Annotated in this window: 21 protein-coding genes and 1 tRNA gene; 10 read left to right on the plus strand and 12 right to left on the minus strand. The window is 52.7% G+C overall.

All coding sequences use genetic code 11. The features are described 5' to 3' along the window. The first annotated feature begins 216 nt into the window (after positions 1 to 216). From VFA09_20785 to VFA09_20800, 4 genes are all read left to right on the plus strand, one after another. On the plus strand, positions 217 to 2,211 hold the full coding sequence (locus VFA09_20785; protein ID HZU69722.1) for a non-ribosomal peptide synthetase: 1,995 nt from the start codon (positions 217 to 219) through the stop codon (positions 2,209 to 2,211). An 18-nt stretch (positions 2,212 to 2,229) separates the two neighbouring features. Beyond that, complete coding sequence (locus tag VFA09_20790) at positions 2,230 to 5,403, plus strand: hypothetical protein (GenBank protein HZU69723.1); 3,174 nt, start codon at positions 2,230 to 2,232, stop codon at positions 5,401 to 5,403. Positions 5,404 to 5,523: 120 nt separating this feature from the next. Beyond that, positions 5,524 to 6,453, plus strand: a complete 930-nt coding sequence (locus VFA09_20795) for a nucleoside hydrolase (protein HZU69724.1) — start codon at positions 5,524 to 5,526, stop codon at positions 6,451 to 6,453. Positions 6,454 to 6,551: 98 nt separating this feature from the next. Next, positions 6,552 to 6,782: a hypothetical protein gene (locus VFA09_20800; protein ID HZU69725.1), complete on the plus strand. Its 231-nt coding sequence runs from the start codon at positions 6,552 to 6,554 to the stop codon at positions 6,780 to 6,782. 54 nt (positions 6,783 to 6,836) lie between these two features. Here the strand turns inward: VFA09_20800 and epsC are convergent, their stop codons facing one another. Beyond that, complete coding sequence (gene epsC / locus VFA09_20805) at positions 6,837 to 7,562, minus strand: serine O-acetyltransferase EpsC (protein ID HZU69726.1); 726 nt, start codon at positions 7,560 to 7,562, stop codon at positions 6,837 to 6,839. Between the two features lie 265 nt (positions 7,563 to 7,827). Here epsC and VFA09_20810 point away from each other — a divergent pair, with 265 nt between their 5' ends. Both VFA09_20810 and VFA09_20815 read left to right on the plus strand, forming a co-directional pair. Continuing rightward, on the plus strand, positions 7,828 to 8,772 hold the full coding sequence (locus VFA09_20810; protein HZU69727.1) for a hypothetical protein: 945 nt from the start codon (positions 7,828 to 7,830) through the stop codon (positions 8,770 to 8,772). A 102-nt stretch (positions 8,773 to 8,874) separates the two neighbouring features. Continuing rightward, a tRNA-His gene (locus VFA09_20815) sits at positions 8,875 to 8,947 on the plus strand. 119 nt (positions 8,948 to 9,066) lie between these two features. Here the strand turns inward: VFA09_20815 and VFA09_20820 are convergent. The 5 genes from VFA09_20820 to VFA09_20840 all read right to left on the minus strand — a co-directional run bounded on the left by VFA09_20820 (position 9,067) and on the right by VFA09_20840 (position 15,154). Beyond that, a complete protein-coding gene (locus tag VFA09_20820; GenBank protein ID HZU69728.1) occupies positions 9,067 to 9,240 on the minus strand; it encodes a hypothetical protein in 174 nt (57 codons plus the stop codon). A 65-nt stretch (positions 9,241 to 9,305) separates the two neighbouring features. Beyond that, on the minus strand, positions 9,306 to 11,300 hold the full coding sequence (gene ftsH / locus VFA09_20825) for an ATP-dependent zinc metalloprotease FtsH (protein ID HZU69729.1): 1,995 nt from the start codon (positions 11,298 to 11,300) through the stop codon (positions 9,306 to 9,308). 171 nt (positions 11,301 to 11,471) lie between these two features. After that, positions 11,472 to 12,200, minus strand: coding sequence for a ComF family protein (locus VFA09_20830; GenBank protein HZU69730.1), 729 nt, complete (start codon positions 12,198 to 12,200; stop codon positions 11,472 to 11,474). 147 nt (positions 12,201 to 12,347) lie between these two features. Next, the gene (locus VFA09_20835) at positions 12,348 to 14,015 is read right to left on the minus strand and encodes a hypothetical protein (GenBank protein ID HZU69731.1); all 1,668 of its coding nucleotides are present in this window, start codon (positions 14,013 to 14,015) and stop codon (positions 12,348 to 12,350) included. Positions 14,016 to 14,329: 314 nt separating this feature from the next. Further along, complete coding sequence (locus VFA09_20840) at positions 14,330 to 15,154, minus strand: hypothetical protein (GenBank protein HZU69732.1); 825 nt, start codon at positions 15,152 to 15,154, stop codon at positions 14,330 to 14,332. Between the two features lie 171 nt (positions 15,155 to 15,325). Here VFA09_20840 and VFA09_20845 point away from each other — a divergent pair, with 171 nt between their 5' ends. Next, complete coding sequence (locus tag VFA09_20845) at positions 15,326 to 15,799, plus strand: hypothetical protein (protein ID HZU69733.1); 474 nt, start codon at positions 15,326 to 15,328, stop codon at positions 15,797 to 15,799. Here the strand turns inward: VFA09_20845 and VFA09_20850 are convergent. Further along, positions 15,796 to 16,344 (minus strand): methylated-DNA--[protein]-cysteine S-methyltransferase, encoded by a 549-nt coding sequence (locus VFA09_20850; protein ID HZU69734.1) that lies wholly within the window; start codon positions 16,342 to 16,344, stop codon positions 15,796 to 15,798. The genes VFA09_20845 and VFA09_20850 overlap by 4 nt on opposite strands. A gap of 79 nt (positions 16,345 to 16,423) precedes the next feature. Here VFA09_20850 and VFA09_20855 point away from each other — a divergent pair, with 79 nt between their 5' ends. Beyond that, the gene (locus VFA09_20855; protein ID HZU69735.1) at positions 16,424 to 16,807 is read left to right on the plus strand and encodes a VOC family protein; all 384 of its coding nucleotides are present in this window, start codon (positions 16,424 to 16,426) and stop codon (positions 16,805 to 16,807) included. Here the strand turns inward: VFA09_20855 and VFA09_20860 are convergent. Further along, the gene (locus VFA09_20860; protein ID HZU69736.1) at positions 16,802 to 17,983 is read right to left on the minus strand and encodes an FHA domain-containing protein; all 1,182 of its coding nucleotides are present in this window, start codon (positions 17,981 to 17,983) and stop codon (positions 16,802 to 16,804) included. The two genes, VFA09_20855 and VFA09_20860, sit on opposite strands and share 6 nt — an antisense overlap. 433 nt (positions 17,984 to 18,416) lie before the next feature. Here VFA09_20860 and VFA09_20865 point away from each other — a divergent pair, with 433 nt between their 5' ends. Together VFA09_20865 and VFA09_20870 are read left to right on the plus strand one after the other, a co-directional pair. Beyond that, a complete protein-coding gene (locus VFA09_20865; GenBank protein ID HZU69737.1) occupies positions 18,417 to 18,845 on the plus strand; it encodes a helix-turn-helix domain-containing protein in 429 nt (142 codons plus the stop codon). Beyond that, positions 18,842 to 19,540 (plus strand): IS630 family transposase, encoded by a 699-nt coding sequence (locus VFA09_20870; protein HZU69738.1) that lies wholly within the window; start codon positions 18,842 to 18,844, stop codon positions 19,538 to 19,540. The genes VFA09_20865 and VFA09_20870 overlap by 4 nt, the downstream gene beginning before the upstream one ends. Positions 19,541 to 19,636: 96 nt before the next feature. Here the strand turns inward: VFA09_20870 and VFA09_20875 are convergent, their stop codons facing one another. The 4 genes from VFA09_20875 to VFA09_20890 all read right to left on the minus strand — a co-directional run bounded on the left by VFA09_20875 (position 19,637) and on the right by VFA09_20890 (position 24,226). After that, the gene (locus VFA09_20875; protein ID HZU69739.1) at positions 19,637 to 20,170 is read right to left on the minus strand and encodes an SMI1/KNR4 family protein; all 534 of its coding nucleotides are present in this window, start codon (positions 20,168 to 20,170) and stop codon (positions 19,637 to 19,639) included. Between the two features lie 222 nt (positions 20,171 to 20,392). Next, positions 20,393 to 21,997 carry a polysaccharide biosynthesis C-terminal domain-containing protein gene (locus VFA09_20880; GenBank protein HZU69740.1) on the minus strand — a complete coding sequence of 535 codons (1,605 nt, stop codon included), beginning with the start codon at positions 21,995 to 21,997 and terminating at the stop codon, positions 20,393 to 20,395. Positions 21,998 to 22,180: 183 nt separating this feature from the next. Further along, positions 22,181 to 22,573, minus strand: coding sequence for a hypothetical protein (locus VFA09_20885; protein ID HZU69741.1), 393 nt, complete (start codon positions 22,571 to 22,573; stop codon positions 22,181 to 22,183). Between the two features lie 84 nt (positions 22,574 to 22,657). Beyond that, positions 22,658 to 24,226, minus strand: coding sequence for a glycoside hydrolase family 3 N-terminal domain-containing protein (locus VFA09_20890; protein HZU69742.1), 1,569 nt, complete (start codon positions 24,224 to 24,226; stop codon positions 22,658 to 22,660). Positions 24,227 to 24,242 lie beyond the last annotated feature (16 nt).

Consider the following 24,242-nt stretch of genomic DNA (forward strand, 5'->3'; position numbering starts at 1 on the left):
ACCCGCTGAAAACTTTCGTACTTTCTATATTGTCCAATGCTCCCGCCTTTGTTAGGCTCTTAGAAAGATTGTATCTCTATTCGTTTCCGGTGGGAGCGATGAGGAGTTTACTTCCGCAAGTATTCGTCGACTGCACGTGGCGCAGGTGTAAGGCACATACACCCGGAAACTACAGTGATAGTGAATGACGCAGGCAAGACCGAAGGAGAACAGCCAATGGTGGAATGGACGTCTTCGAAGGCTCATCTACATACCCGGTGCTTGCATGAGCTATTCGAAGACCAGGTAGTACGAACTCCCCTGGCAGTGGCTATAGTTCATGGGCATCAACAGATCACCTACCAGGATTTGAATCAGCGGGCCAATCAATTAGCGCGCCATTTACGCACCAGAGGAGTGGTGCCGGAGACGACGGTGGCAATGCTTGTCGAACGCAGTATTGATTTTGTAACGGCAATTCTGGCTCTATTTAAGGCTGGTGGCGCTTTCCTTCCGCTCGATCCACAGTATCCAGTTCGGCGGCATTTCGAGATACTTGAACAGAGTCGTTGTCCCTATGTACTTACAACACACCATTACGAAACGCTCTTATCAGATGCACTCGCACCGTTCGATGCAGGAAAGGGGCCGCAGGTTCTCCATTTTGAGGCTCTTATGCAGGAGAAAGAGGCCCACGAAAATCTCCCATCGTATAGTAAACCGGCAAATCTGGCATATGTTATGTATACTTCTGGTTCAACGGGATTACCAAAGGGTGTGATGGTTGAGCAGGCCGGAATGGTCAACCATACCTATGCCAAATTAGCGGATATGGATATAGGTATGGCGGATAGAGTTGCCCAGAATAGTCCGCCAAGCTTCGATATTGTTGTATGGCAATGCCTGGCGGCATTAGTGGTAGGAGGCTGCGTCCACATCGTCAAGGATGAGATCGCAAATGATCCACTACAACTGCTGTGGCAAACAGATCAGCAAAAAATTACGGTCTTGCAGGTGGTACCATCAATGCTACGAGCCATGGTAAAGGAAGCGATGATGCTGGGTGATGAGCGTCCCAGGCTAAGGAATCTGCGCTGGATTGTGCCAACAGGTGATGCTTTATCGCCAGAACTGTGCCGGCAATGGCTGCGCCTCTATCCTGCTATTCCAATGCTCAACAACTGCGGTTCGACCGAGTGTTCCGATGACAATTGTCACTATGCGATCTACGAACCGCCGGCGGAGGACTATCCGCTACCAATTATGCCCATAGGCTGGCCTATTCACAATATAGATGCCCATATCCTTGATGAGCAATTGATGCCGGTTCCAGAGGGAGAGGTCGGCGAATTGTATATAGGTGGCATAGGTGTCGGGCGCGGATATATCAATAATGCGGAGAGAACCGCCGAGGTGTTTCTTCCCGATCCATTTTCGCGGGAACCTGGAAAGCGATTATATAAAACACGCGATAGGGCGCGCTATCTGCCCGATGGTTCGATTCAGTTTCTTGGAAGAAGCGACAATCTCATCAAGATTCGGGGTTTGCGTATCGAGCCGAGCGAAATAGAAAGCGTGCTGGAACGTCACCCTGCCATACATGAGAGCGTCGTTCTCGCCTGGGAATCTGGTGATGAGGCCAGGCACCTGGTGGCATACATAGTTCTGGCCACGGAAGTGTCACCTTCCAATGAAGAGTTGCGTGACTGGCTGCGAATGAAGCTTCCAGAATACATGATTCCAACTATATATGTGCAACTGGATGCCATGCCTTTGAATGCGAACGGTAAGTTAGACCGCCATGCATTGCCGGCGCCTGATCTATCGCGTCCCGAAATCCAATCGATCAACAACAGGCCACGCACTCCGTTGGAAGAAACGATTGCAGCCACCTGGTCCGAGGTGCTGGAAATCGAGCAGGTAGGTATTCACGACAACTTCTTTGCGTTAGGTGGGGATTCGCTGTTAGCGATGCAGGTTTTGTCGCGGTTACGTGCTGCCCTTTCAACAGAGGTACCTATATACAGTTTTCTCGAAGAACCCACGGTTGCTCAACTGGCGCAATTGCTGCAAGAAAGCCAGGCGGCGAGCATGCAGGCGAATAAACCGCCGCTGAAATCAATCGCCCGCGAAGCCTATCGAGTGCCTGCACTATCCGTTCTGGAGCAGAACGGCCAATCCGCTAAAGACTTCCAACATGAAAAAGGCAAGAACAATCATCACAGGCATTAATATGGGAGCTATTATTCTATGAACCCTACTGCCATTGAGCAATTCTGGCAACGCTCTATCCCTGAAGCTGACCCGTGGTTGGCTACGGTTCTAGAACGGGAAGAAGAGCGGCAATTCTCACAAATTTGCCTGGGAGCTGCTTCGAGTTTATGCCCGCGCGCTGTGAAAGAAGCGCAGGCCTCTGTCTTCTCCAACATTGACGCCGAGGGATATCCACCAAGACGCATGCATTCGGTTTCCTGGGAGCATCTACTCGATGTGGACGAGCAGGTGGCGCATTATGGACGCTTCGGGGATTCGCGCTACAATAAGGGAACCGAGCTGGCGAACGTCGTTGAAGTGGTGGCTCAGAGACGGGCAGCTGCCGTTTTCTCGACGCGGTGGGCGAACAATAGTAATCTTTCAGTTGACGCCGCGGATATCCATGTGAACCTGCAATGTCCCACCGGCTCATTAGCAAACACGGCAGTATTCGAGGCCCTTTTGAAACCTGGAGATGTTGTTTTAAGCATGAATCTCGTAGACGGCGGCCACCTGACGCATGGAAGTCCTTTACACCGATCTGGCAAGACATACAGGATAGTACACTATGGCGTCGATCCGGTGACGCAACAGCTGGACTACGATTCGATTCGAGACCTCGCCCTATGCTATCGTCCCAAATTAATTGTTGGCGGAGCCAGTTCTTACCCGTGGGCAATCGACTGGCAAAGATTGCGGGAGATTGCTGAAGAAATCGAGTCAGGACCATTTATTCTGGCCGATATCTCGCACCCGGCAGGGCTGGTGAGCGCCGGCCTTATTCCTAATCCAATCGGCTACGCGGATGTGGTGACGTTTACCACCTACAAGACATTGTGCGGCCCGCGGGGAGCGGCTATCCTCAGCACGGATTCTGCGATAGCGGAATCCATCGATAGAGCAGTGTTCCCCGGCTTGCAAAGCGCGCCGGTATTCCAGCAGATCGTGGCCCTGGCAGTGGCTTTTGAAATCGCGGGGACGCAAGCATTCCGGCAGTTGCAGCACACCATTGCGGGGAACGCTCGCCTTTTGCATCACTATCTCACCGAGATGGAGATACCGGTAGCCTTTGGTGGCACCAATACGCATATTGTGGTCGCGGATGTTGGGAAAGTTCCTGTTATGACCGGGCAACGATTAACCGGTGACGTTGTGACGCGCATCTTAGAGCGAGCGGGTATCAGCTGCAATAGCAACATGATTCCGGGTGATACCCATGCCGCCCTGGCCTCTGGCGTGCGCCTGGGAACGACCTGGATTTCACAACTGGGTTATGGTGAGACCGAAGTGCGCGAGATTGCATCCATTATCGCCGATATCTGTAAAGGCATTCGATCATATCGTTTTTACGGTTCGCGCAGGGAAACGCCGGGAGGCAAAATCGAGGCCGAGTTGCTGCGGTCCGCCAGCCTGCGAGTCAAGGAAATTTTAAAGCATCGCAATGAGCATTTTGAAACATTTCCAGCACGCAGGCACCTGGAGATACGAACCGCGACAAAGTGGTTAGAAGCCTTGATGGTGACAGGAGAGCGGGCCACAGGATTTCTGCAATCGATTGTCACCAGAGATGTCTATAGCTTGAAAATAGGGGAACTGACTCCCGCGCTGATACTGTATGCGAATGGCGAAAAGCGGCTCGATGTGTATATTTGCGCTCTAGAGAGCCGACCATACCCACGATACCTGTTGATCTATGCAAACGATGCTGAGCCTGGTCTTCACGATTGGCTGCGCATGCTTTCAGATGGCCATATTGTAGTCGAGAGCAACGATCCTTTTATTACCATCGATGGGCCGGTGGTGATTCGGCGAGCTGACCGGCGATTTCTCAATGAAGTACAACCCGAAATTGATCACGTGGCTCAGGGGCTTACTCGTTCTCACAATGGCAGCAAACGAGAGGAAGAAGGGTTAATCGACTACAGCAAACCGTATTTTATGGGGCAAACAACACTTCCGGCGTCCAATGTGAATAAACAAAGATTTGCTTTTGAAGAGAGAAATTCTTCCAGGTTGCTGGCCGGGCCTTCGCCATTGCATGATTGCCATAAAGCATTGGGGGCCAGGTTCGCCGATTTCGGCGGTCAACAGGTGCCTCTCTATTTCACTTCTCACCACCATGAACATCAATCGGTGCGCCAGCATGCCGGGCTGTTCGATCTTTCTTACAAGGTTTTATTGGGCTTTGAAGGATGGGGGGCAGAAAGATTTTTAGACCTGGTATTGACAGAACATATTCCATCACTGAATAAGGAGGCAAGTTGTCGAACCTGCATTCTGAGTCCTGATGGTACGGTTCTCAGCGATTGTATCGTGTACCGCCTTGCAACTGATTACTTCATGATGGAATTAGAGCCTCTTCACGCCGGGATGGTAGAAAGCTGGTTACGCACTGCTGCCGCCCACGAGGTAATGATAGACCTGGCAAGACCGGCTATTGAGGTGGATAGAACCTGTAATATTACCAATCTCACAACCACTCCTGACGCATTGACCATCCTTGCATTACAAGGGCCAGCATCTACCGCTATTCTGCAATCCCTGTTGGCAGAGAATAAGGGTCACCATGTGTTGCATAATTTGAAAAAAGGACACATTGCTGAGCTTACGTTTGCGGGTAGAACTGCGTGGATTGGGCGCAGGGGATATAGCGGTGAGCCTGTGGGATATGAAATCTTTGTGCCACAGTCGCAAGCTGTATCCCTGTGGAATACATTGATGGACGCGGGTGCTGCTCATCACTTAAGCTCGGTGGGGCTGCTCGCGACAGAAAGTCTCAGAATAGAGGCCGGCTTGCCCCTTTATGAGAAGGAGCTGGCCGGCCCGTATTCGGTCAATCCTATGGAGGCGGGTTTTGGCAGCGCTATCAAATTGCATAAGCCGTTTTTCGTGGGCAGGCAGCAGATGCTCTCTTGCAAGGCCACACGAAGATTGGTACGACTACGAGCGGAAACAGGCGCGGCGAGCCTGAAGTATCTAGAACCAACGATATATGATGATGCTGGAAAAATTATAGGGATAACGACGAGCAGCGCCTGCGTCACGGGTCAATTTTATGGGATAGGACTTCTTGATGAGTTTGAGCGAGCGAAAGGGTATCTTTGCTTGAATGGCTCGTCTTTAGCGGTCGAGGTTTTGCCTATTGCATATGGGGCAGTGGTCGGGGCATAGTAAGGTAATACACAAACATCGCTAATGAAATAGCTTTTGCTTGAAAATCCCCTCACCCACATGTTACTATTAAACAACGCTGCTTGCTACGTCCAACAATTTCAAGGGTGAAGATATATTATGAAGCACAAGATCATTCTCGATTGCGATCCCGGCCATGACGACGCGATTGCTATACTGCTGGCGGCTCACCATCCTGACATTGAACTGCTGGCCATTACTACGGTCGCGGGCAATCAATCGGTTGAGAAGACGACGCTGAATGCGCTGAAGGTGTGTTCGCTGGCGGACATCCGAGATGTGCCTGTGGCAAGGGGGATGGATCGACCGCTTGTGCGCCCGGCAAAGCACGCGCCGGATATTCATGGCGAATCGGGATTGGATGGACCACATATTCCAGAACCGGATATCGAGCTGGCACCCCAGCACGGAGTCGAACTGCTGATCGAACTGCTCCTGAATTCGGATGGAGATATTACGCTTGTTCCTACCGGCCCTTTGACAAATATCGCGGCCGCTATGCGCCGCGAGCCTGCCATTCTACCCAAAATTGCCGGTATTTCGCTGATGGGCGGTGCCATCGGCCTGGGCAATGTCACGCCTGCTGCCGAGTTTAATATCCATACCGACCCTGAAGCGGCGGCTATTGTCTTCTCGTGTGGACGACCGATTACGATGAGTACGCTGGAAGTGACGCACCAGGCGCTGGCTACCGAGGAAATCTTAAGCTGCTTGCGCGAAGCACATCGACCGGTTGCGACTTTCGCGGCAGACCTGCTGGATTTCTTTGCCGGCAGGTATCGGGATAAGTTTGGCTTTCCAGCTGCTCCGGTACATGACCCGTGCGCTGTTGCTGCCGTAGTTGATCCCACCATCCTGAAAGCCCATGATATGCATGTTGAGATCGAAACGACGGGTGAATGGACAAGCGGGCGGACGGTGTGCGATGTCTACGACACACGCGGCAAAGCACCCAATGCACGCGTCGGTTATGCCCTGGAGGTGAATCGGTTCTGGGACATGGTTATCAGCACGATCCTGACGTATTAGATGGGAACCTGTACTTACTTGTTATTATCTTCGATGCGGGATATACTGGTGGAAGATTTGGAGCAGAAGAGTTTTGATGCAAGCGAGTAAGGAGCAAAATGTTGAAATCAATCGTTCGCTTTGGCCGCTGGCTTTTTCGCTTCCTGATCTCAGGATACGACGAAGAAAATTTCAGATCACCGCGCAACCATCCTTCGCTTTACGACTCATCGGCACGTCATGATGACTCGCTGCCAGGATTTTCCAGGCACGAACAGGCCAGGCTCTATATTGGTCATGGATGGAGGCCACCTACACCGCCTTCGGGAAGACTCCCTGTTCAAGATTGAGGATCTTCTTGCAGAAGAAATTTAGAGAAAAGGCCAGCCGCATCCATATACAGTCTAAATCTGGTAGTCCATCTCACCGTTCCAGCCTTGAGTGAGTTCCTGGTGCTTTTTGAGCGTTTCGCCGCCCTTTACCAGCAGTTCAGCAGGCTTGGAAGCAACGACGGAATTGGGGGGAACGGATTCGAGCACCAGGGTCATGCCGCCAATTTTGCTGCCCCTACCGATGGTGATCGGTCCCAGGATAGCTGCTCCGACTCCGATGGTCACGTCATCTTCTATGGTGGGGTGACGTTTCTGGCGACGACCGGGGCTGGGTCGCCACCAGCCGGTTGCGCCGAGTGTGACCTGGTGATAAAGCATGACGTTATTGCCGATCTCTGCCGTTTCACCGATTACGACGCCAGCACCATGGTCGATGAAGAAACGTTTGCCGATCTTCGCGCCGGGATGGATCTCGATACCGCCAGTGATGAAACGCGCGAATTGCGAGATCAGCCTGGGAATAAAGGGAATGTGCGCTTTGTAGAGGGCATGTGCAATACGATGATAGAAAAGCGCCCACAGCCCCTGGTAGAGCAAGGCTTCGAAGATGTTGCGACACGCGGGGTCTTTCTCGAAGATGACGTCAATGGCGTCCGGCCAGCGCGTTCTACGACGCGGCGTCGTGCCAGGAACGGGAATTAAGATGCCGGGAGGAACCTGAGGTAGATGCGAAAGGTCCGCTTCATTGTGATTAGGTAATGCCTGGTTCCTGGTTTCGTCTGGAATACTTTGCGACATGCTACTTGCGATCCCTTTCCATTGATCTACCTTCTGGTTAGTATGCTGGTCAAAGTTATCTTCTGTTCTGTTTGGAGTGTAGGGCAGGAAAGAGTTATTGTCAAGAGTAAGTTTGCTGCTGACATACTGTTGTCATCAGCACCAATTATACTGTAAGCAGACCTGAAGGAATTTTCTGATTCATCCTCGATTAAGAGGATTTGGAGGGAATCTTTTGATGCTTACAGTTACTCAACACGCCAGGAAAGCAGGAGGTAATGTACTTATGTCAACATCCACTGATCTAAATGTACTCTCTGGGGCACTGAAACCATGCCCACCTTTTGACTTCTTCAAGACATTGGGCTTTCTCAATGGCTTCGGACCGACGGTGGGAGAACAGGCGCTTGCTCCTGATTCGCTAACCAAAGCGGTCACGCTAAATGGGCACGCGGTAGCCTTTGAGCTACATAGTACCGGCACAATCGAGGAACCTGAACTTGCCTATACCCTCTATTCGGAACAGCCATTGAGCGAGGCGGAATGTGCTACCATGACTGACCGCATGCGCTTCTTTCTCAGCCTGGACGATGATCTGCGACCTTTCTACGAGATTGGGCGGGAAGACGATGCCTTTGCTCCTATGGTCGAGCGTTTCTATGGATTGCACCAGCCGAAGTTTCTGACGCCGTTCGAGATTGCCTGCTGGGCGATCTTAGGGCAGCGCATTCCCTGGCGTGTCGCTCACAAAATAAAGATGGCTATGGTGGAGCGCTGGGGAAGCACTATTACCTTACCGGAGGGAAGCTATTGGGGATTCCCGGAACCGGCGCAGATGGCCGCCGTTGATAATGCTGAGCTGGCAAGTGTGGTGCGCAACGAGCGTAAGGTAGAGTATCTACGGGCGGTTATCCAGTTCTTCAATGAGGTGGACGAGCAATTTTTGCGATATGGTGACTACGATGAAGTTGCGGCGGCAATTCGTGGCGTCCGAGGTATCGGCGAGTGGTCTGCGCACTTCATCATGGTACGTGGCCTGGGACGGATGGAGCGAGTACCGGCGGTTGACCAGGAACTTGCTAAGGCGGCGGCCAGGATTTACAACCAGGGACAAATGCTTGCCCCGTCCGAGATGCAGGTATTGCTGGATCGTTATGGCGAATACCAGGGGTACTGGGCTTTGTATCTCAGGGCGCCGCAGACATTGGAAAATCATGGCATGATGGTGTGATAGCATAACACGGGCACTAACGCACGAAAAAAGGCAATTTTCTGCTTGACAATTCGCAAGCGCTCGTCTATACTAGCGATACGTTCAAGACGTGTTGCTATGGTGACCGTAGCTCAATCGGCAGAGCTCTGGATTGTGGCTCCAGCGGTTGTGGGTTCAAGCCCCATCGGTCACCCTTTTTATTGGCGAAAAAGAGCGAGGATTGGTACTCTCGGAAGTACCGTTCCTCGCTCTTTTTTTCACTGCATCTGTAAGCGCAGCTACCAGACCTGCGGCGAAGGCATCCTTTGCCGATTAATGCGCGGCGATGTACACATTGGCCCAGTCATCAGGCGGGACGAGGTCCTGTGCGTTGAAGACGCGGCCAATGACATAGGGCTTCAGCAGGTGAGTGCCGAAGCGCTGATCCATAGGCAGCCAGGCCACATCGTTGACCAACTGCTGCTCGGCCTTATTGTACATCTGCATACGCTTGGTCTGATCCAGCGTCACGTCGGCCTGAGCGCAACTCCTGTGCTTGCGAGCGAGTAGTATCAGGCGCCAGCTTCGGGTGCATACGGTGGCTGCAACATTGGGGGCAGAGGATAAGATGAACCGTGTTCTGGGATGCGAAGTTGCCCGCCGTTGCTACCCGCAGGATTGAGATGGGGCATGCCTGCGAGAATGGAGGGTGATTCGTATTGCCCATCGTCGATGGGCTGGTTGAAGAGGGCTTCAAACACCGGCCCCTCGAGGGTCTCTTCTTTTATGAGGCGTTCGCTGATCATAATCAGGCGTGTTTTGTTCTGGAGGAGTACGTTATAGGCCTTATCAAAAGCCTCCTGGATGATGCGGCGTACCTCTTCATCTATCTCGCGGGCGGTCTGTTCGCTGTAGTTGCGCTGCTCGCCGAAGTCGCGGCCCAGGAAAACAAGCTCATCTTTGTGCCCCAGCGCTACTGGCCCAATAACGTTGCTCATGCCATATTCGGTCACCATTGAGCGGGCAATCTTTGTCACGCGTTCTATATCATTCGAAGCGCCGGTTGTGACCTCGCCAAAGATGATCAACTCGGCGACGTGTCCGCCAAGGGCGTATGCAAGCATATCCTCAAATTGTGGTTTGCTCCAGAGGTACCGATCCTCTGTAGGCAGCAACATCGTAAAGCCGCCTGCCTGGCCGCGCGCTACAATGGAGACCTTATGCACGGGGTCGGTGTTGGGCAGCATACGAGCTACCATGGCGTGGCCGACTTCATGATACGCGGTGATCGCCTTTTCACGCTCGCTGATGATGCGGCTTTTACGCGCCGGGCCGGCAACAACGCGATCAATCGCCTCCTCGAGCTCGCTCATGCCAATTTTGCGCTTATTGCGCCGGGCGGCCAGGATAGCGGCCTCGTTGAGCAGATTGGCAAGATCAGCGCCGGAGAAGCCGGGTGTTTGTTTGGCGAGCGTTTCCAGAGAGATGCTTGTTTCTAATGGCTTGCCGCGGGCGTGAACCTGGAGGATGGAGATGCGCCCGCGAATGTCGGGGCGATCAAGCACGACCTGGCGATCAAAACGACCGGGGCGTAGCAGCGCGGGATCGAGTACATCGGGGCGGTTTGTCGCCGCTATCACGATTACATTGGTATTGGTATCGAACCCATCCATCTCGACGAGAATTTGATTGAGTGTTTGTTCGCGTTCATCGTGGGAGCCACCGAGACCTGCGCCGCGTTGCCGACCGACGGCATCGATCTCGTCAACGAAAACGATACAGGGGCTGTTGCGTTTGGCCTGGTCGAAGAGGTCACGAACGCGGCTGGCACCGACGCCGACAAACATTTCGACAAATTCGGAGCCGCTGATGCTAAAGAAAGGGACACCGGCCTCGCCCGCGACAGCGCGTGAAATCAATGTTTTGCCGGTTCCTGGTGGGCCTACCAGCAACAGGCCCTTAGGGATACGGGCCCCAAGCGCGGCAAACTTATCAGGAAATTTCAAAAACTCGACGATTTCCTGCAATTCCTGCTTTGCCTCTTCCACGCCGGCAACATCGGCGAAGGTGACGGTGGGTTTGTTGCCCATAAACATGCGGGCGCGGCTCTTGCCAAACGACATAGCCTGATTATTACTTCCCTGTGCCTGGCGCATCATGAAGATCAGCAGGCCGGCAACCAGGATAAAAGGAATGAGACCACCGAGAATACTCAGCCAGGCTCCTAATGCGCTGGGGGCTTCATACTCAAGTACCAACAAGTGGCTATTCGTATAATCGATGCCATTATCCTTGAGCACCTGCGTAACATCAAAAGAACTGTTTATATTCGCTGCTTCTTTGCTTCCATCCTGGCCACGAGTCAATGTGATGGTATCGCTTGAGACATCCAACGTATCCTGCTGATTCTTACTCATGTCGGTTTTGATATCGCTCAAAATCGTTGATACGTTGACCTGTTTTGTATCAGATGGCGAACGGAAGAAAAGTACGATGATCAGGACAATGGCCAGCAACATTATGAGCCAGATAAAGCTGGTTCTTAGCCATTTCCCACTGCTCGACATTGGGATTCCTCTCTACTCTCGGGCAGGCAGCACGCCCCCGACACTCAATAAGCCTATCCTTTTGCTGCCTGACATGCAATGCTTGACTCTTTGTGGCTTATTATAGCACACCCTTCCACATAACTTGTAGATTGAGGACACTTTACCTGTCATGAACCGGGATATAATCGTTTAAAATGCTGGCCTGGCCAGAACGAGGCCCCAGACTGCCAGCGCACCAGCTGAGAAGAGGGGAGCGGCGCAGGCCTCCAGCGTGGAACCGGTGGTAGATACATCATCGACGATAAGGATTCTGCGATTCAAAAGAGCGCCAGTTGTAAATGGAGGGGGACAAATAAAGGCGCCGGTGACGTTCTGGCGGCGCTCCCTGGGGTGCAAGTCTACCTGAGCGAGCGTTGCCCGTGTGCGGATGAGCAGGCCGGTATGCAGCGGAATGCCGAGTTTTGTAGAACAGGTGCGGGCCAACAAATAGGAGTGGTTATAGCCACGCTGGCGTTCGCGCTGGCTATGCAAGGGCACCGGAACAATCATGTCGGCTTGAATAGCATATCTCACATAAGCCTGGGCCAGCAGTTCTCCAAGAGGTTGTGCCAGGCGGGTATTTCCCCTGTACTTGAGCGCATGAATGTATCCACGCAATGGTTCCTGGAACGGGCCAATGGCCCGCAAACCACTCAAGGTCAGGCGATGGTAATAGCAGGCTTTACAGATTCCATCAGGAGGAAGCGGAGCGCAACAATGCTGGCAGATTGTAGGAGGCAGAGGTTGAATTCGAGCGATACAGGATGGGCAGAGGATATAGCCATTGCGCTTACAACCGGCACATCGTGGAGGGAAGACAATATCCAGGAAATGCTGCGTAAGAGTCTGGGCCTGTTGTTGAGGAGCTTTCAAGCTCATTTTTTATACCTCGAGGAAATCAGAATCTTTGAAGGTACGAACTTCCCTTACATGCAATGAACAGCGAAGGTTCTCTTCTACCATGAAAGTAAAAAAGGAGAACCACTTCGATGAAGTGGCCCTCCTTCTCTCGCTCAGAAGAGCGAATTAGTTGTTGGACGGACAATAATTCTTCGGCAGTATCTGGCGGAAATCCTCAAAGTGCGCAACGGCGCTGCCACCAACACTGGTATAGGTTACAGTAATCAACTGACCATACTGGTTGTACTCGTTGAAGTCATTGGTGCTGCCCGGAATGTGATTACCGAACTGCCAGACACAATCCTGACGGAATTGAGCTGTACTGAAGAACGGGTAGAAGTTGGCGGGATACCCGTCATCGGTATCTGGGATAATTGTGCAGCCCTGACCGGTATCGCGATTGCACTGGCCAGTGTCAATCTCAATGCGCGGCATATCCGACTCGAACGCCGTACGACTATAGTTGACATTGTAATCTGGGCCGGTTAGAGGACTGGTGACGCGAATCGGCGTTGGATGCAGGGTAGTATTGCCATCAGGCCACAGGGGCTGGTAGGGGACTCCATCAAAGCCGGGGACATTTTCGCCTATGCATCCACTCACCTGAACTAGCGAAGATGAAGAGGCAGGGAAACAGCCCGTATCATCGCTGTCGGTTGGCTCCTGGTCGTTAATGATGCCCTCTGTATTACCCGTGGGGCAGTTGCCTCCAGGAGAAATCGCGTTTGAGCCATTGCAGTAGTCAAAGTGGCCGATTTCGACATCGTAGGCGATGTTGTAGGTATGGGCGGCCCACGTCACACGGGTCTCCTCAGAGGAGGTGCTGTACATGGGATGGAAATCGTAATTAATTTCCGTGCAGCTGGTTCCGTTGGGCGCAAACTTGATCTGGCCAAACCCATTGGCGGCACTCGTTGTCATGGAGCCGCTCTGCCCTGTCGTCTGGTCGTTGAGGTCGATTTGCAGGCCATGAGCGGTGTCATGCATCCTAATGATGACATCATCGCCCGAATTCATGAACAGGTCGTAATTTGGATTGGGCGTAAAGGTATCTTGCGTTGCATGAAGGGGATTGGGGGGTGAATTCGGCTGCGGTTTCCCGTTCAAGGTAATGAACGCGAAGTTGATGTACTCGACGCCACCGACAATCTCTCCCTGACAGGTAGAGTTGAGCGCCTGTCCCGTGACAGGATTGGCAGAGTAGCTGTCGATGTTAAGGGCGGCACACCACTTGGTGGGGTCGCAGCTGTTGCCAGCAGGCCACTCCACCCAACCGGGAGGATAGAACTGCATCTCCATGAATGCGGTTCCAGGATGCTTGGGGCTGATGGCGGGGTCGACGATGTTCTTGTCGCTGTCGGGCGTGCAGTTCTTCACCTGTTCGGGGAATGACTGCGTATCGCACATCGCCATACCGAACCAGAAGGCTGGCGTGAGCTGGAAGTTCCAGGATTTCCCCTTGACTTCCTTGGTGCCCTGCGGATCTTTAGGCAGCGTGAGCTCGTACTGCATCTGATTACCAGAGCCAGGCACATTGGAATAGTAGAGATTCGATGGCTCGTCATGTCCGACGTAGTAGGGCCAGGGATTGTATGCATTGGAGATCTCCGTGCATAGCAAAGCACTGGTCTCATCACATCCGTACGTCACATGTTTTAGCCCTGGATTGCTTGCCGATGCAGCATGGGTAGCTGTTCCGCGCAATGCTCCTGTTGCGAACAGCCCGGCGACAATGGCTGCCAGAGCAAACAGGGAGAGCGCGATGCTCAACTTTGAGCGGGAAGAGAAGCGCAAAACTACACCTCACTTTCAAAAATAGAGATCAATGTTGTCCGACTGCTCGAACAGAGAAACATTTAACCAATTCAATTATTCAACCTCTGGCAATGCGGCGGAAGGGAAGGAAGGTTATGAATTGGTTAAGAAATGGTTGAAGTCCATTGTTCCCCCTCAACACTCGGTTGTGATTTGCGAGCTTGCGGACAAACTCCAACGACGTAAGACGAGTGCCTACTGTGACAATGTAAAAATTTTGGCCTGATATGGAATTTCCCCTGGTTGATATTATACCATGAGACGGGAAAATTTGGAAGAGGTTTTCAGTATTCTTATGGATTTTTAATGTTTGTTTCTTCAATTGAATACACATAATGCAGTTGAGGAGAAAATATAATCTCTACTATTGTATCTTTACGCAAACGTTTGTATGTTTGTTCAGGTACGCTAAAGGTTTTGATCTCGTCCGAATCTAAGGGCTGTAATGCTACTCCATACCAGGAACCCGCAAAACGCGGGGTCAATCCAGGGCGATTGGTGCGGCGTGCTTGCCCTGTCGAGCGTAATGCAACGACGCTTGCTATCATAGTGTATTGTCCTCTATCTCGACCGCGATACTTTGCACGCCAATCGAGCCATCCCCAACGCGCGAGTAGGAAAGGATAAGGGAATAATACCAGGCCGATGAGCAACAGTGCTAAAGAACCGAATGGGTCACCGCTCGCGCTCGTTCCCGGCAGGGGATAACGTTGGCCGGCATAATCCAGGGCGTAGAGGAAACGCAGGTGCGGTGAATAGTCCAGCAGTACCGGGTCGCCATTGTGTATGCTTTTAGCAAGAGATTGAGAGACCGCGGGAACGACCGCAGAATTGCCGTCATGCAAACGAATGATGAGATGAGGGAGGGTATCTACTATATTCGTCGTATGCCCCGTTACGGTTCCTGGAATTTGTAGCGGTGGCGAATTGGCATCGATTATTCCCACTAGCAGCGTAAATAGCCCGCTGCCTATAAGCAGCAGGCCGAGGAAAGCGAGCAGGCCACCGAAAAGTATGGCATTACGTGGTTTAATGCCGGGCCGCCAGCTCCACCATAAGATAGGCGAGTTATCATATGAATCTTTTTCGTTTTCATGCTGTACCAGATTGTCCGGCATGGGATAGGCTCCGATGTTGATTGCTGTTTTTGCGCCTGGAACGTTTGATTAGCATGTAGCATAGTTCATGGTGGGGGTAATTGCAACATGATATGATCGTCGCTGTCAGACCGCACTGGCGTGTTTCTGTGATATACTTACGTTAAAGCAATTATTATTCAGGAGATGATCATGGATCAGATGAGCTCCCCTTCAAATGTACCACCAGAAAAACGAGCGCCAAATGCTGGCAGCAGCGCAGCAGAAGAGAAACTTGCTGCTACCAGCCCGAATGTGGAGGCAGAAAAACCTGCCCTCGATACAAGTCCTGCGGCAACCGCCGAGAAGGAATCCTTTACCAGCCCGAATGTTGCGCAGGAAATACCGATTTCTGAGCGCAGGCAGGCTTATGGTACGGCAAAAACCGAGAATCTGCGAGATTCAGGTCTATGGCGTATCATCCTGCCCGGTTTTGTAATCCTCTGTTGCCTGGCCATGCTTGCGATACCGCTGATTATTCTGATACCCTTGCTTTCCAACTCGGTGAGTAACAATATCTCACTCGTCTGGCTGTGGATTGTACTGATTATTCTTGATGTCAGCATTGCGGCAATCGCAATTCGCGGGCTATTGAAAATATTCATGACACCGGCAGAGAACTACTAAGATTGAGGAACGCCAGCTTTCTCCAGCGCGAGCAGCCATTGTTTGGCGGGAATGCCACCGCCATAGCCTGTTAGTGAGCCATTGCTACCTATGACGCGGTGGCAAGGAACGATGATAGCAATTGGATTGGCTCCGTTGGCTGCTCCCACTGCTCGCACAGCTGCGGGCCGGCCAATGGCTTGCGCGATTTCCTGGTAGGAGCGGGTTTCACCGTAGGGGATACGAAGCAGTTCTTGCCAGACGGCGAGCTGAAATGCCGTACCCTGCATGTCCAGGGGGCAGGTGAATTGCAGGGGTTCTCCTGCCATGTAGCGCGCGAGTTCGTCCACCGCCTTTTGCAGGGGGCCGATCTTTTCGCCTTCGATCACCCGCTCGATTTCCATTTTGCGCCTCGCCCACGCGAAGCCTGTATCTGCCGGTGTTCCGGGCGTGCCGGTCCAACATACACCATTTTCTGTGGCTATGACGACGCAGGCTCCTATCGGGCCAGGCACACGTGCCCAATAGAGTGTCTGCGTTGCGTTTTTTTTTGCTATTACTACCATGCCGCTCTCCTTGACGTTGTACAGGTGTTCTTGTTGAGTGTACCATGAGAGAGGGATAGTAGCAAGGAGAACAGCTTTTATGAATCCATACGTTCCGCCGGCTAATCAGCTTATTGTTGAGCTATATGTGCGCGATCTGAGAGCATCGTGCGAATTCTACCAGCGGCTGGGCTTCCAGCTTGCGCGCGATGATGGCGATTTCGTGGAATTGCAGTGGGAAGATTCGCTTTTGTTTCTTGAAGAGGTACCCGCTGCATCACCTCCGCCGTCGTCTCCTGTTGGCAATATTCGTATCATGGTGCCGAACGTCGATGACTATTGGAGCCTGGCACAGGAGTTAGGCGCGCAGGTCTTACGGCCGCTTGAAGACCGCTATTATGGCCTGCGCGATTTCACCATTGTGGGGCCAGATGGGCTTGGGCTGCGCTTCGCGACACGCTTATCAGATATTCGGAAATCATGAAGCTTGCTTGAAAGTACAGGCTACTTTGCCAAATTCGAGCGTACTGCCGTCCTCAAAGGAGGTAGGAGTATTTGGAGCAAGCTGCTGGCCATTTATGCGGGTGAGGTTTGTACTTTTCAGGTCGGTAAGTGTATAGCCATCCTGCGTGCGCTCTATTACGGCATGCATGCGCGAGACGGTATTGGATTCGGGGACATCATACAAATTGATGTCTGGTTTCACATCGCCTGTATCCGGGTTGGCACGTCCGATAGTTAAGCGCGAACCGGTCAGTTCTACCCGATTCTCATTCGCAAAAAGCAGGTAGCCCCAGGCATTGCCGCCCGGTTTATTGGGCATCACCACCTCTGTTTTTGGGGTCATCTCCACTGCGACCGTTGGTTCTGCCACACGTTTTTCTTTGAACGAAGTACCACACTTTGTACAAAAGGCGGCATCCGGTTTATTGCTTGCTCCACATTGAGGGCAGTGTATTTCTTGCGGTACTAATAGTTGGCCGCAGTGGGCGCAGTACACATCGCCGGCGTCGTTTTGTGTATGGCAGTGCGGGCATTCTACTTTTTTAAAGGCAGGTGATTGCGATACTGCTCGTACCTGCTGTTGTAAGGGTGGAGGTGGTGGCACTACGGCCTGTTGTGGAGGATAGGGAGACGGTGAGCCAGGGGTCCATTGAGGTGGTGGCGTGTAAGCAGGTGGTGGAGGTGGTGTATTGGATGGTGGAGGCGGCGGTGCCATTTGCTGCTGCACCTGTGGCGGTAGCATGTGAAAAGGAACGGGGCCAACCTGCACATTGGCTTGCTGCTGGCGTACTACTGCATCCAGGGCATTGAGGAGTTGTTCGGTGAGGTTCGATTGCCGTATCGCGCCCGCGCCAGCTGTGAATGCAAGTGGCCATAAGACAAGTAGTCCGACAGCGCCCACTGCTGCTTTGTCCGCCCATTTTTGTTGGCCAATGACTGCCATGACGCCGCCCGGCGTGTTTTGCAGGGTCAATGTCAACGCGGCCTGCATACCTATGATAGCGGCAAAGTCGCCGCCCTTTTTGAACTGAACGACCATATGATTTCTATCGCCAAAATGCTGCACCTGGTAGCCTTGCATAAGGAACATATTCTCTAAATCGATGGCAATTCGTTGGATGTCAAGTCCTTGCGCCTGATAAAATCGAGTATCCATTGTGTTCTCCAATGCGGGTAACGTGATGTATTACCATTGCTAATAAAGTACTTCAAACTCATGCTGAGTATAGCATTTGACGCCAAATTTGTATACTTTATCAAAAGTGAGCCACTTGTTGGGGTTTCATAAGTATGCTATGATAATTATGCTACTTCTGGGCCAGCAAGCCTGAGAAGCCAACCAGGACAAAATAGAACCAGAAGGACACTTATGGAGTGTACAACTGCAAAGTTTTTTTAGTGCCAGACGAGCAGTACCTTCGTCTCTTCGATATATACTGGCAACAGCGTCTCACTAAAGATGAAGCACTGGCGGCAAAACTGCGCTCACTTGGTTTTGATCCCGATAAAATATGATACGTAAACTCTCTACTGGTCAGTTCAGTTAGGTTTTAGGGAGGTGGTATGCTGAGCCAAAACGGAGGATCAGTATGCCACGACCACCAGCAGTGACCTTAACCGAGGAAGAGCAGCGAACTCTGGAAACCTTTGTGCATCGCGGCAAAGCCAACGCCCGCACCCTCACCCGTGCGCGCATCCTGCTCAAATCCGCCGAGGGATGGAGTACCGCCGAGCTTGCTGCCGCCTTCGATGTGTGTGAGGCAACGGTGACGAATGTGCGACGGAGGTTCGCCGAGGGAGGACTGGAGGTTGTCTTGCACGACAAAGTGCAGCAGCACCGCCGCAGCGCCCTCTCGGGTCTCCAGACCGCTCACCTGATTGCCGTGGCGTGTAGCCCGTCGCCCGATGGGCATGACCACTGGACCGTGCGACTCCTGGCGCAGAAAGCGGTCGAGTTGGGATTTGTGGCCAACATTTCGCCCACGACCATCCACGAGCTGCTCAAAAAAACGAACTGAAGCCCTGGCAACACGAACATTGGTGCCTCCCGTCAGTAGGAGGGGAGTTTGTCGCCGCGATGGAAGACGTGCTGGACCTCTACGAGGAACCGTATGATCCGCAGTACCCGACGGTCTGCCTGGATGAGAAGCCGGTGGTGTTGCATGCCGATGTCCAGCCGTCCCTTCCTGTGGAGCCAGGCCAGCCAGTGCGCGTGGATTACGAGTATGAACGCAACGGCACGCGCAATCTCTTCGTCATGGTCGAGCCATTGGCAGGCTGGCGACATGTGGAAGTCACCGCACAACGGACCATGCAGGACTACGCCAAGGTGGTGCGCTGGTTGGTGGATGAGGTCTATCCGCACGTGGAGTACATTCGCCTGGTGCAGGACAACCTGAACACACACACCCCGGCCTCCCTCTACGAAGCCTTCCCTCCCGCCGAAGCACGTCGCATTCTGCAACGTGTCGAGTTCCACTACACCCCCAAGCACGGCAGTTGGTTGAATATGGCCGAGATCGAGATCGCTATTCTGGAGCGCAATGCCCTCTCCCGACGCTTGCCAGACGAAGCAGCACTCCGCCGCCAGGTCTCGGCGGTGGAAACGGAACGCAACCAACAGCGGCGAGGGATCTCCTGGCAGTTCACCTCGCGCGATGCGCGCGTCAAGCTCTCGCGGCTCTATCCGGTGAAAGAAGCCGAAGTGAACTGACTGCACGGGCTGCTTCTCTAGGAGGAGGCGAGTAGTAGGCCCGTCTGTAGCGAGAGGGCAAAAGGGATGACCCGCGGCTCTGCTAGGTCTATCCCTTCACTGGGAGCCAATTCCTTGATAAGCGTCGCCCAAGGCAAGCAGGTCAGGAAGCCAATGCTCTCCCTGGTCCTCGTATAACCGTCTAACGAGTTCGGTAAAGGAAAAGGCCACGATCGCGCAAGAACCGGGATTGGCATGACATCCTAGCGAACTATCATAACAGCGCCCCGCCCGCTCCTTGCTCAGATCGATCGTCAGATACTCTCGGTTTTCATCGCGAGCGATGAGATACCACGACCAGGAAATATCGTCCAGGGAAGAGGTGAATTGATCAGGATAGGCCCCCGGCTCTAAGAACGGCGTGGCTACGACAACCTCCATGGGAGGCACAAGAATCGTGGTATACGGACTTTGCTTGAAGAGCGTCAGCCCTCCGCACACCTCGTAGAATTCGCGTAAGTCCTCTGGCAAGACGTGTCCGGGATGCACGACCGGCAGGCGAAGGTCTCGTCGTCCAATCGGCTCAGCTACCGTACAGCCAGGGGTTTCTCGGATACGAGCGACCAACTCATGAATAGGGATGTCAGTCATGCTTTGCCTCCTCAATGGAGCTTTCGATTCAGGTCGGGTCAAGCTCAGTGGTCGGCTGGCTACTAAAAACCTTTCTGCTTTTCACTCCCACTCTCTCCTTCTTTCCTTGCCGGTCAAACTTGGAACTGCTTGACGATCATTGTACCTGGGTTTTGGGAGATGGTTCTGACAACAGAAGAGAGGCGGGTCCGCTCCCTCCCTAAAACCTAACTGAACTGACCACTACTTTGTCCTGGCGAAACTTTTCAAATACTTCGCTGCCAGCGGATTCAGGCTGTGAATCATCTCCAGGTCTGTCATGCTGAGGGGGCGGATCAAGAGCAAAAGACCAAGGCTCAGGAGCAGGAAGATTATACCGGCAACGCCCAACAAGACGTGCCCGGCAGGATGCCAGACAAGTTCAGGCAGCGCGGCGATGGTGAACGCGAGTAGTAAGCGCAGCGTGAACCCCAGGGGATACTTCTCCGGCAGGTCGCGCCAGAGGAATGCGAGCAGCATACTGCCTGTGACGATCTGCGAAATTCCATCGGCGACAAGCGCTCCAGCAGGCCCCCAGCGGGGTATTAACGCTATTCCGATGACGACCACCACGAGCAGACCAACCCATTGGCCCAGCACGACCAGTCTTGCCTTTCCCATGACATAGAGCGTGGACTGGTGAATTGTCGTGCCCAGGACACGCACGATGATGTTGAAGAACAGAAAGATGGCCAGGAGCGGCCCTACAGCGGCGAAATTTGAGCCGTAAAGCGCTACCGCGATATTTTGCGCGTTGAAGAGGCAGAATAGGAGCAGAGGAGCGGCCAGCAATGTTTCAATTTTGATGAGCGTCTGCCACGAACGGCCAAGCCGATGATAGTTTTTTCCGACGAAAGCTGCCGCCAGCGCGGCACCGCCAACACCACCAAAGCCAGAGACGAGCAGGATACTGGCGGCATGTGCCAGCTGAAAGGAGAGGTTGAAGAAAGCGATCTGTGCCAGCGAGATGGCAAAGTAACCCAGCAGGATGATCGAGACTTGCTTGAGTAGCGCGCCTGAAACCAGATTCGTCAGCCAGGCGGAAATGCCAAGCCGCACTACAGGCCACATCGGCTGTTTGTATTCGGCCCCACGCGCGAGTAGTAATGGAGCCTGCCAGAGGGCAAGCACAGCGGCGTTCAGCAGCGTACATATGGCTTCCAGCCAGAGAATACTATCAATACCCCAACCGATTTGCAGCAGGAAAAAGCTGAAGACCAGGATCAGCAACTGCACCACGCTGCCGGCAATAAAGACCACTCGCATGCGCATAATGGAGGCGTAGACGGCGGTAAGCAGGCTGGCAATGCCATTGCCGAGGATATAGAAAGCGATGGGAGCGATGTGGCCGAGCAGGCTGGGGGCGCGCAGGCCCGCGGCCATGGCTGCTGAACCGGAAATGGGAATGGCGGCAATGATAGCAGCGAGTACCTGCAAGCCGAATAACATGATAATGACGCTAATGATGAGCGTCACGATGCGTAAGGCCATCAAGCGCCGGACGAGTAGCGCTGCCGATGCCTTACCATGCTCGGCAAAGACACGTGGCACAAAGGTTGTTGTAGCGTCTTCCAGACCGAAGGCGACGATATAGGCGATGGTATTGAAAGCGGCAGATGCAACCGCGAAGATGCCGTATTCCTCAACCGATACCTTGTGTGTGATGATGAGCGTCAGGAAGAAGAGAGAAAAATAAACCCAGAGACCATAGGCCTGGTTGAGCAGATAATTGGCAGGTGTTCTCTTGAGGAGGTGCTGCGCGCCCGCCTCTCCGAGAGGTATATCTGTTTCGGCAGCATAAGAGGGCACAGAAGGTAATACTCCTGAAATTGTACGTGTACTATTTTCAATAGGCGCTGCTTTTATCCCTTTTGTCTTCGCCTTCTCCACTTGTTCATCCCCTGCTTCCAGGTTATTATCTTCCTCCGGTTGAAATGAATCGATATGTACCAATCTCAACGGACGCAATGATGGTTTTTGCATACCCTTATTCTAGCGCAAATCGAAGAGATGTCGAGCTAACCAACCTATTCCTCCTAGTGCGGCGAAAAGTTCCAGCAGGCTGACATTAGCCATAACCTGGGTGGGGGCAACCAGGTAGAATGCGCCAACTTTGGAGGTGGCAGCAATGACGAAGAGTCCAAGCCCTATCCATGCCGGCAATGTGGCAAAAAGCAGCGCTCGCTGCCATGAGCGGCAGAGAAATCCGATTACCGTAGGGAGGAGGTACAACAGCACGGGTATGATCATAGCGATAATGGGAGGGAATGGTCCATCCAATGCCGCCGTTTCAGAATTCGGCAGCAGGCGCGTCCACAATTGAGCGGGCACCAGCGCCAATGTTACCAGTATCGTTTCAAGTGCAATGAGCCCGAATACCAACATTGACCATCTTTTATTTTTCTCTGCATCCGGTATACTTACGCGCAACATCTTTGACCCTTCGATTCCGGAATATCCTGATTACTTTTATTCCTTTGGTAAAGGAAGCAAACCCATTTCGTATTTTAGCATTAAAATGCGGCGTACCGAGTCGTCGATACGCTGCTGGCTAATGGCGCCCGAGGCTATAGCCTGCTTGATGCCTTCGATCATAGTAGCAACGTCTTGTGGTGTAGATGCACCCATCAGCAGGTCATCGCCGGCCTCAACAGCTAAGGCCGCCGCCTGCCCTTCTGGATAGTAGGAGGTAATGCTTTCCATGGTAAGACTATCCGTCATAATAACGCCTTGAAAGCCTAATTCGTCGCGCAGGATGCCGGTGACGACTTTGTAAGAGAGGGAAGATGGAATAGTATTATCCACCGCTTGCACGAGTTCATGCGTTACCATGACGGCATGGACAATGCCCTGCTGGATCAGCGCTCGATATGGCGCCCAGTCGATAGTTTCCAATTCGCTCTTTGAGCGGGTTAAAACAGGAACTCCTATATGTGGGTCGGTGCTGACATCGCCTAATCCGGGGAAATGCTTCAGCGTGCCGAGTACTTTGCCGCTCTGTTGCAGCCCTTGCAGGTAGGCCTGGGCCATTTCGGTGACGAGCGAGGGATTGTTGCCGAATGTCCGATCAACCAGCTGCGGGTTATACGTATTATTCACATCCACAACAGGCGCAAGATTGAGGTTAAAACCGTAGGATGAGAGGTCTTCGGCATCCTGAATGCCCTCTGCCCCGGCTTTAGCCGGGTCGTTTGTCGCCCCTATCTCTGTTGCTGATGGTCGAGGCCCGTCCAGGTTTACTAATCGATCTACCGTCCCACCCTCCTGGTCGATTGCCACGGCAAGGGGAATCGTGCTGTTGCTCTGCATCTGGGCGATCAAGCCTTTGAGCTGCGTCTTACTCACAATGTTATTGTTAGCGGTAAAAATTAGCACGGCTCCTACATTATACTGGCTGACCATAGCGCTGATATCGAGTCCATAGGTCGGCCCGGTAAACTGCACAATCATCATCTGCCCCAGTTTTTGGTCCAACGTCATGTTTTGCAGGATCAGATTGATATATTGCTGCGGCGTCAACTTTTGCGTTGCCTGTCCGGTCGCTCGGGGCGTTAACTGTCGAAGACCTTTATTGATCACCTGGATCAGGTTTTTATTCGCGGTGGTCGATGAACCGCCAAGTACATTAGCCCACCCCTGGGGTCCCGTAATCTGCGCATAACCGGCGATAGTGGTATTGATGACCAGCATCAAAAGCAGGCCCAGCAAGAAGAAGACCTTACTGCGCGACATTCCCTTTTTTTGATACGATTGACCTGCCGCGGCAGGCAATACCACTGCTGTACGCGTTCCAGAAATACCGGGTAACATGTCTGGCAGTTTGAGGGTATCAATAGCCTCAACGCTAGAGATGGCTTTCTTCTCGGCATTGCCATTCATTTGCGCAGGGCTTTTTGATTCGACCGGTTCTTTCCCTATGGCAGCTATCCCCATATGCGTAAAATTTGCGGGCACCTTCACAATTACGTGTTTTGCCGTATCGTCATCTTCACCTGTTCCATAGCGCGTCCCGGGAAACTGATTCTGGGCTGATTCCATAGGATACCTCTTTCAA

It is taken from the genome of Ktedonobacteraceae bacterium, from assembly GCA_035653615.1.
In the GTDB taxonomy this organism is placed as follows: Bacteria; Chloroflexota; Ktedonobacteria; order Ktedonobacterales; family Ktedonobacteraceae; genus DASRBN01.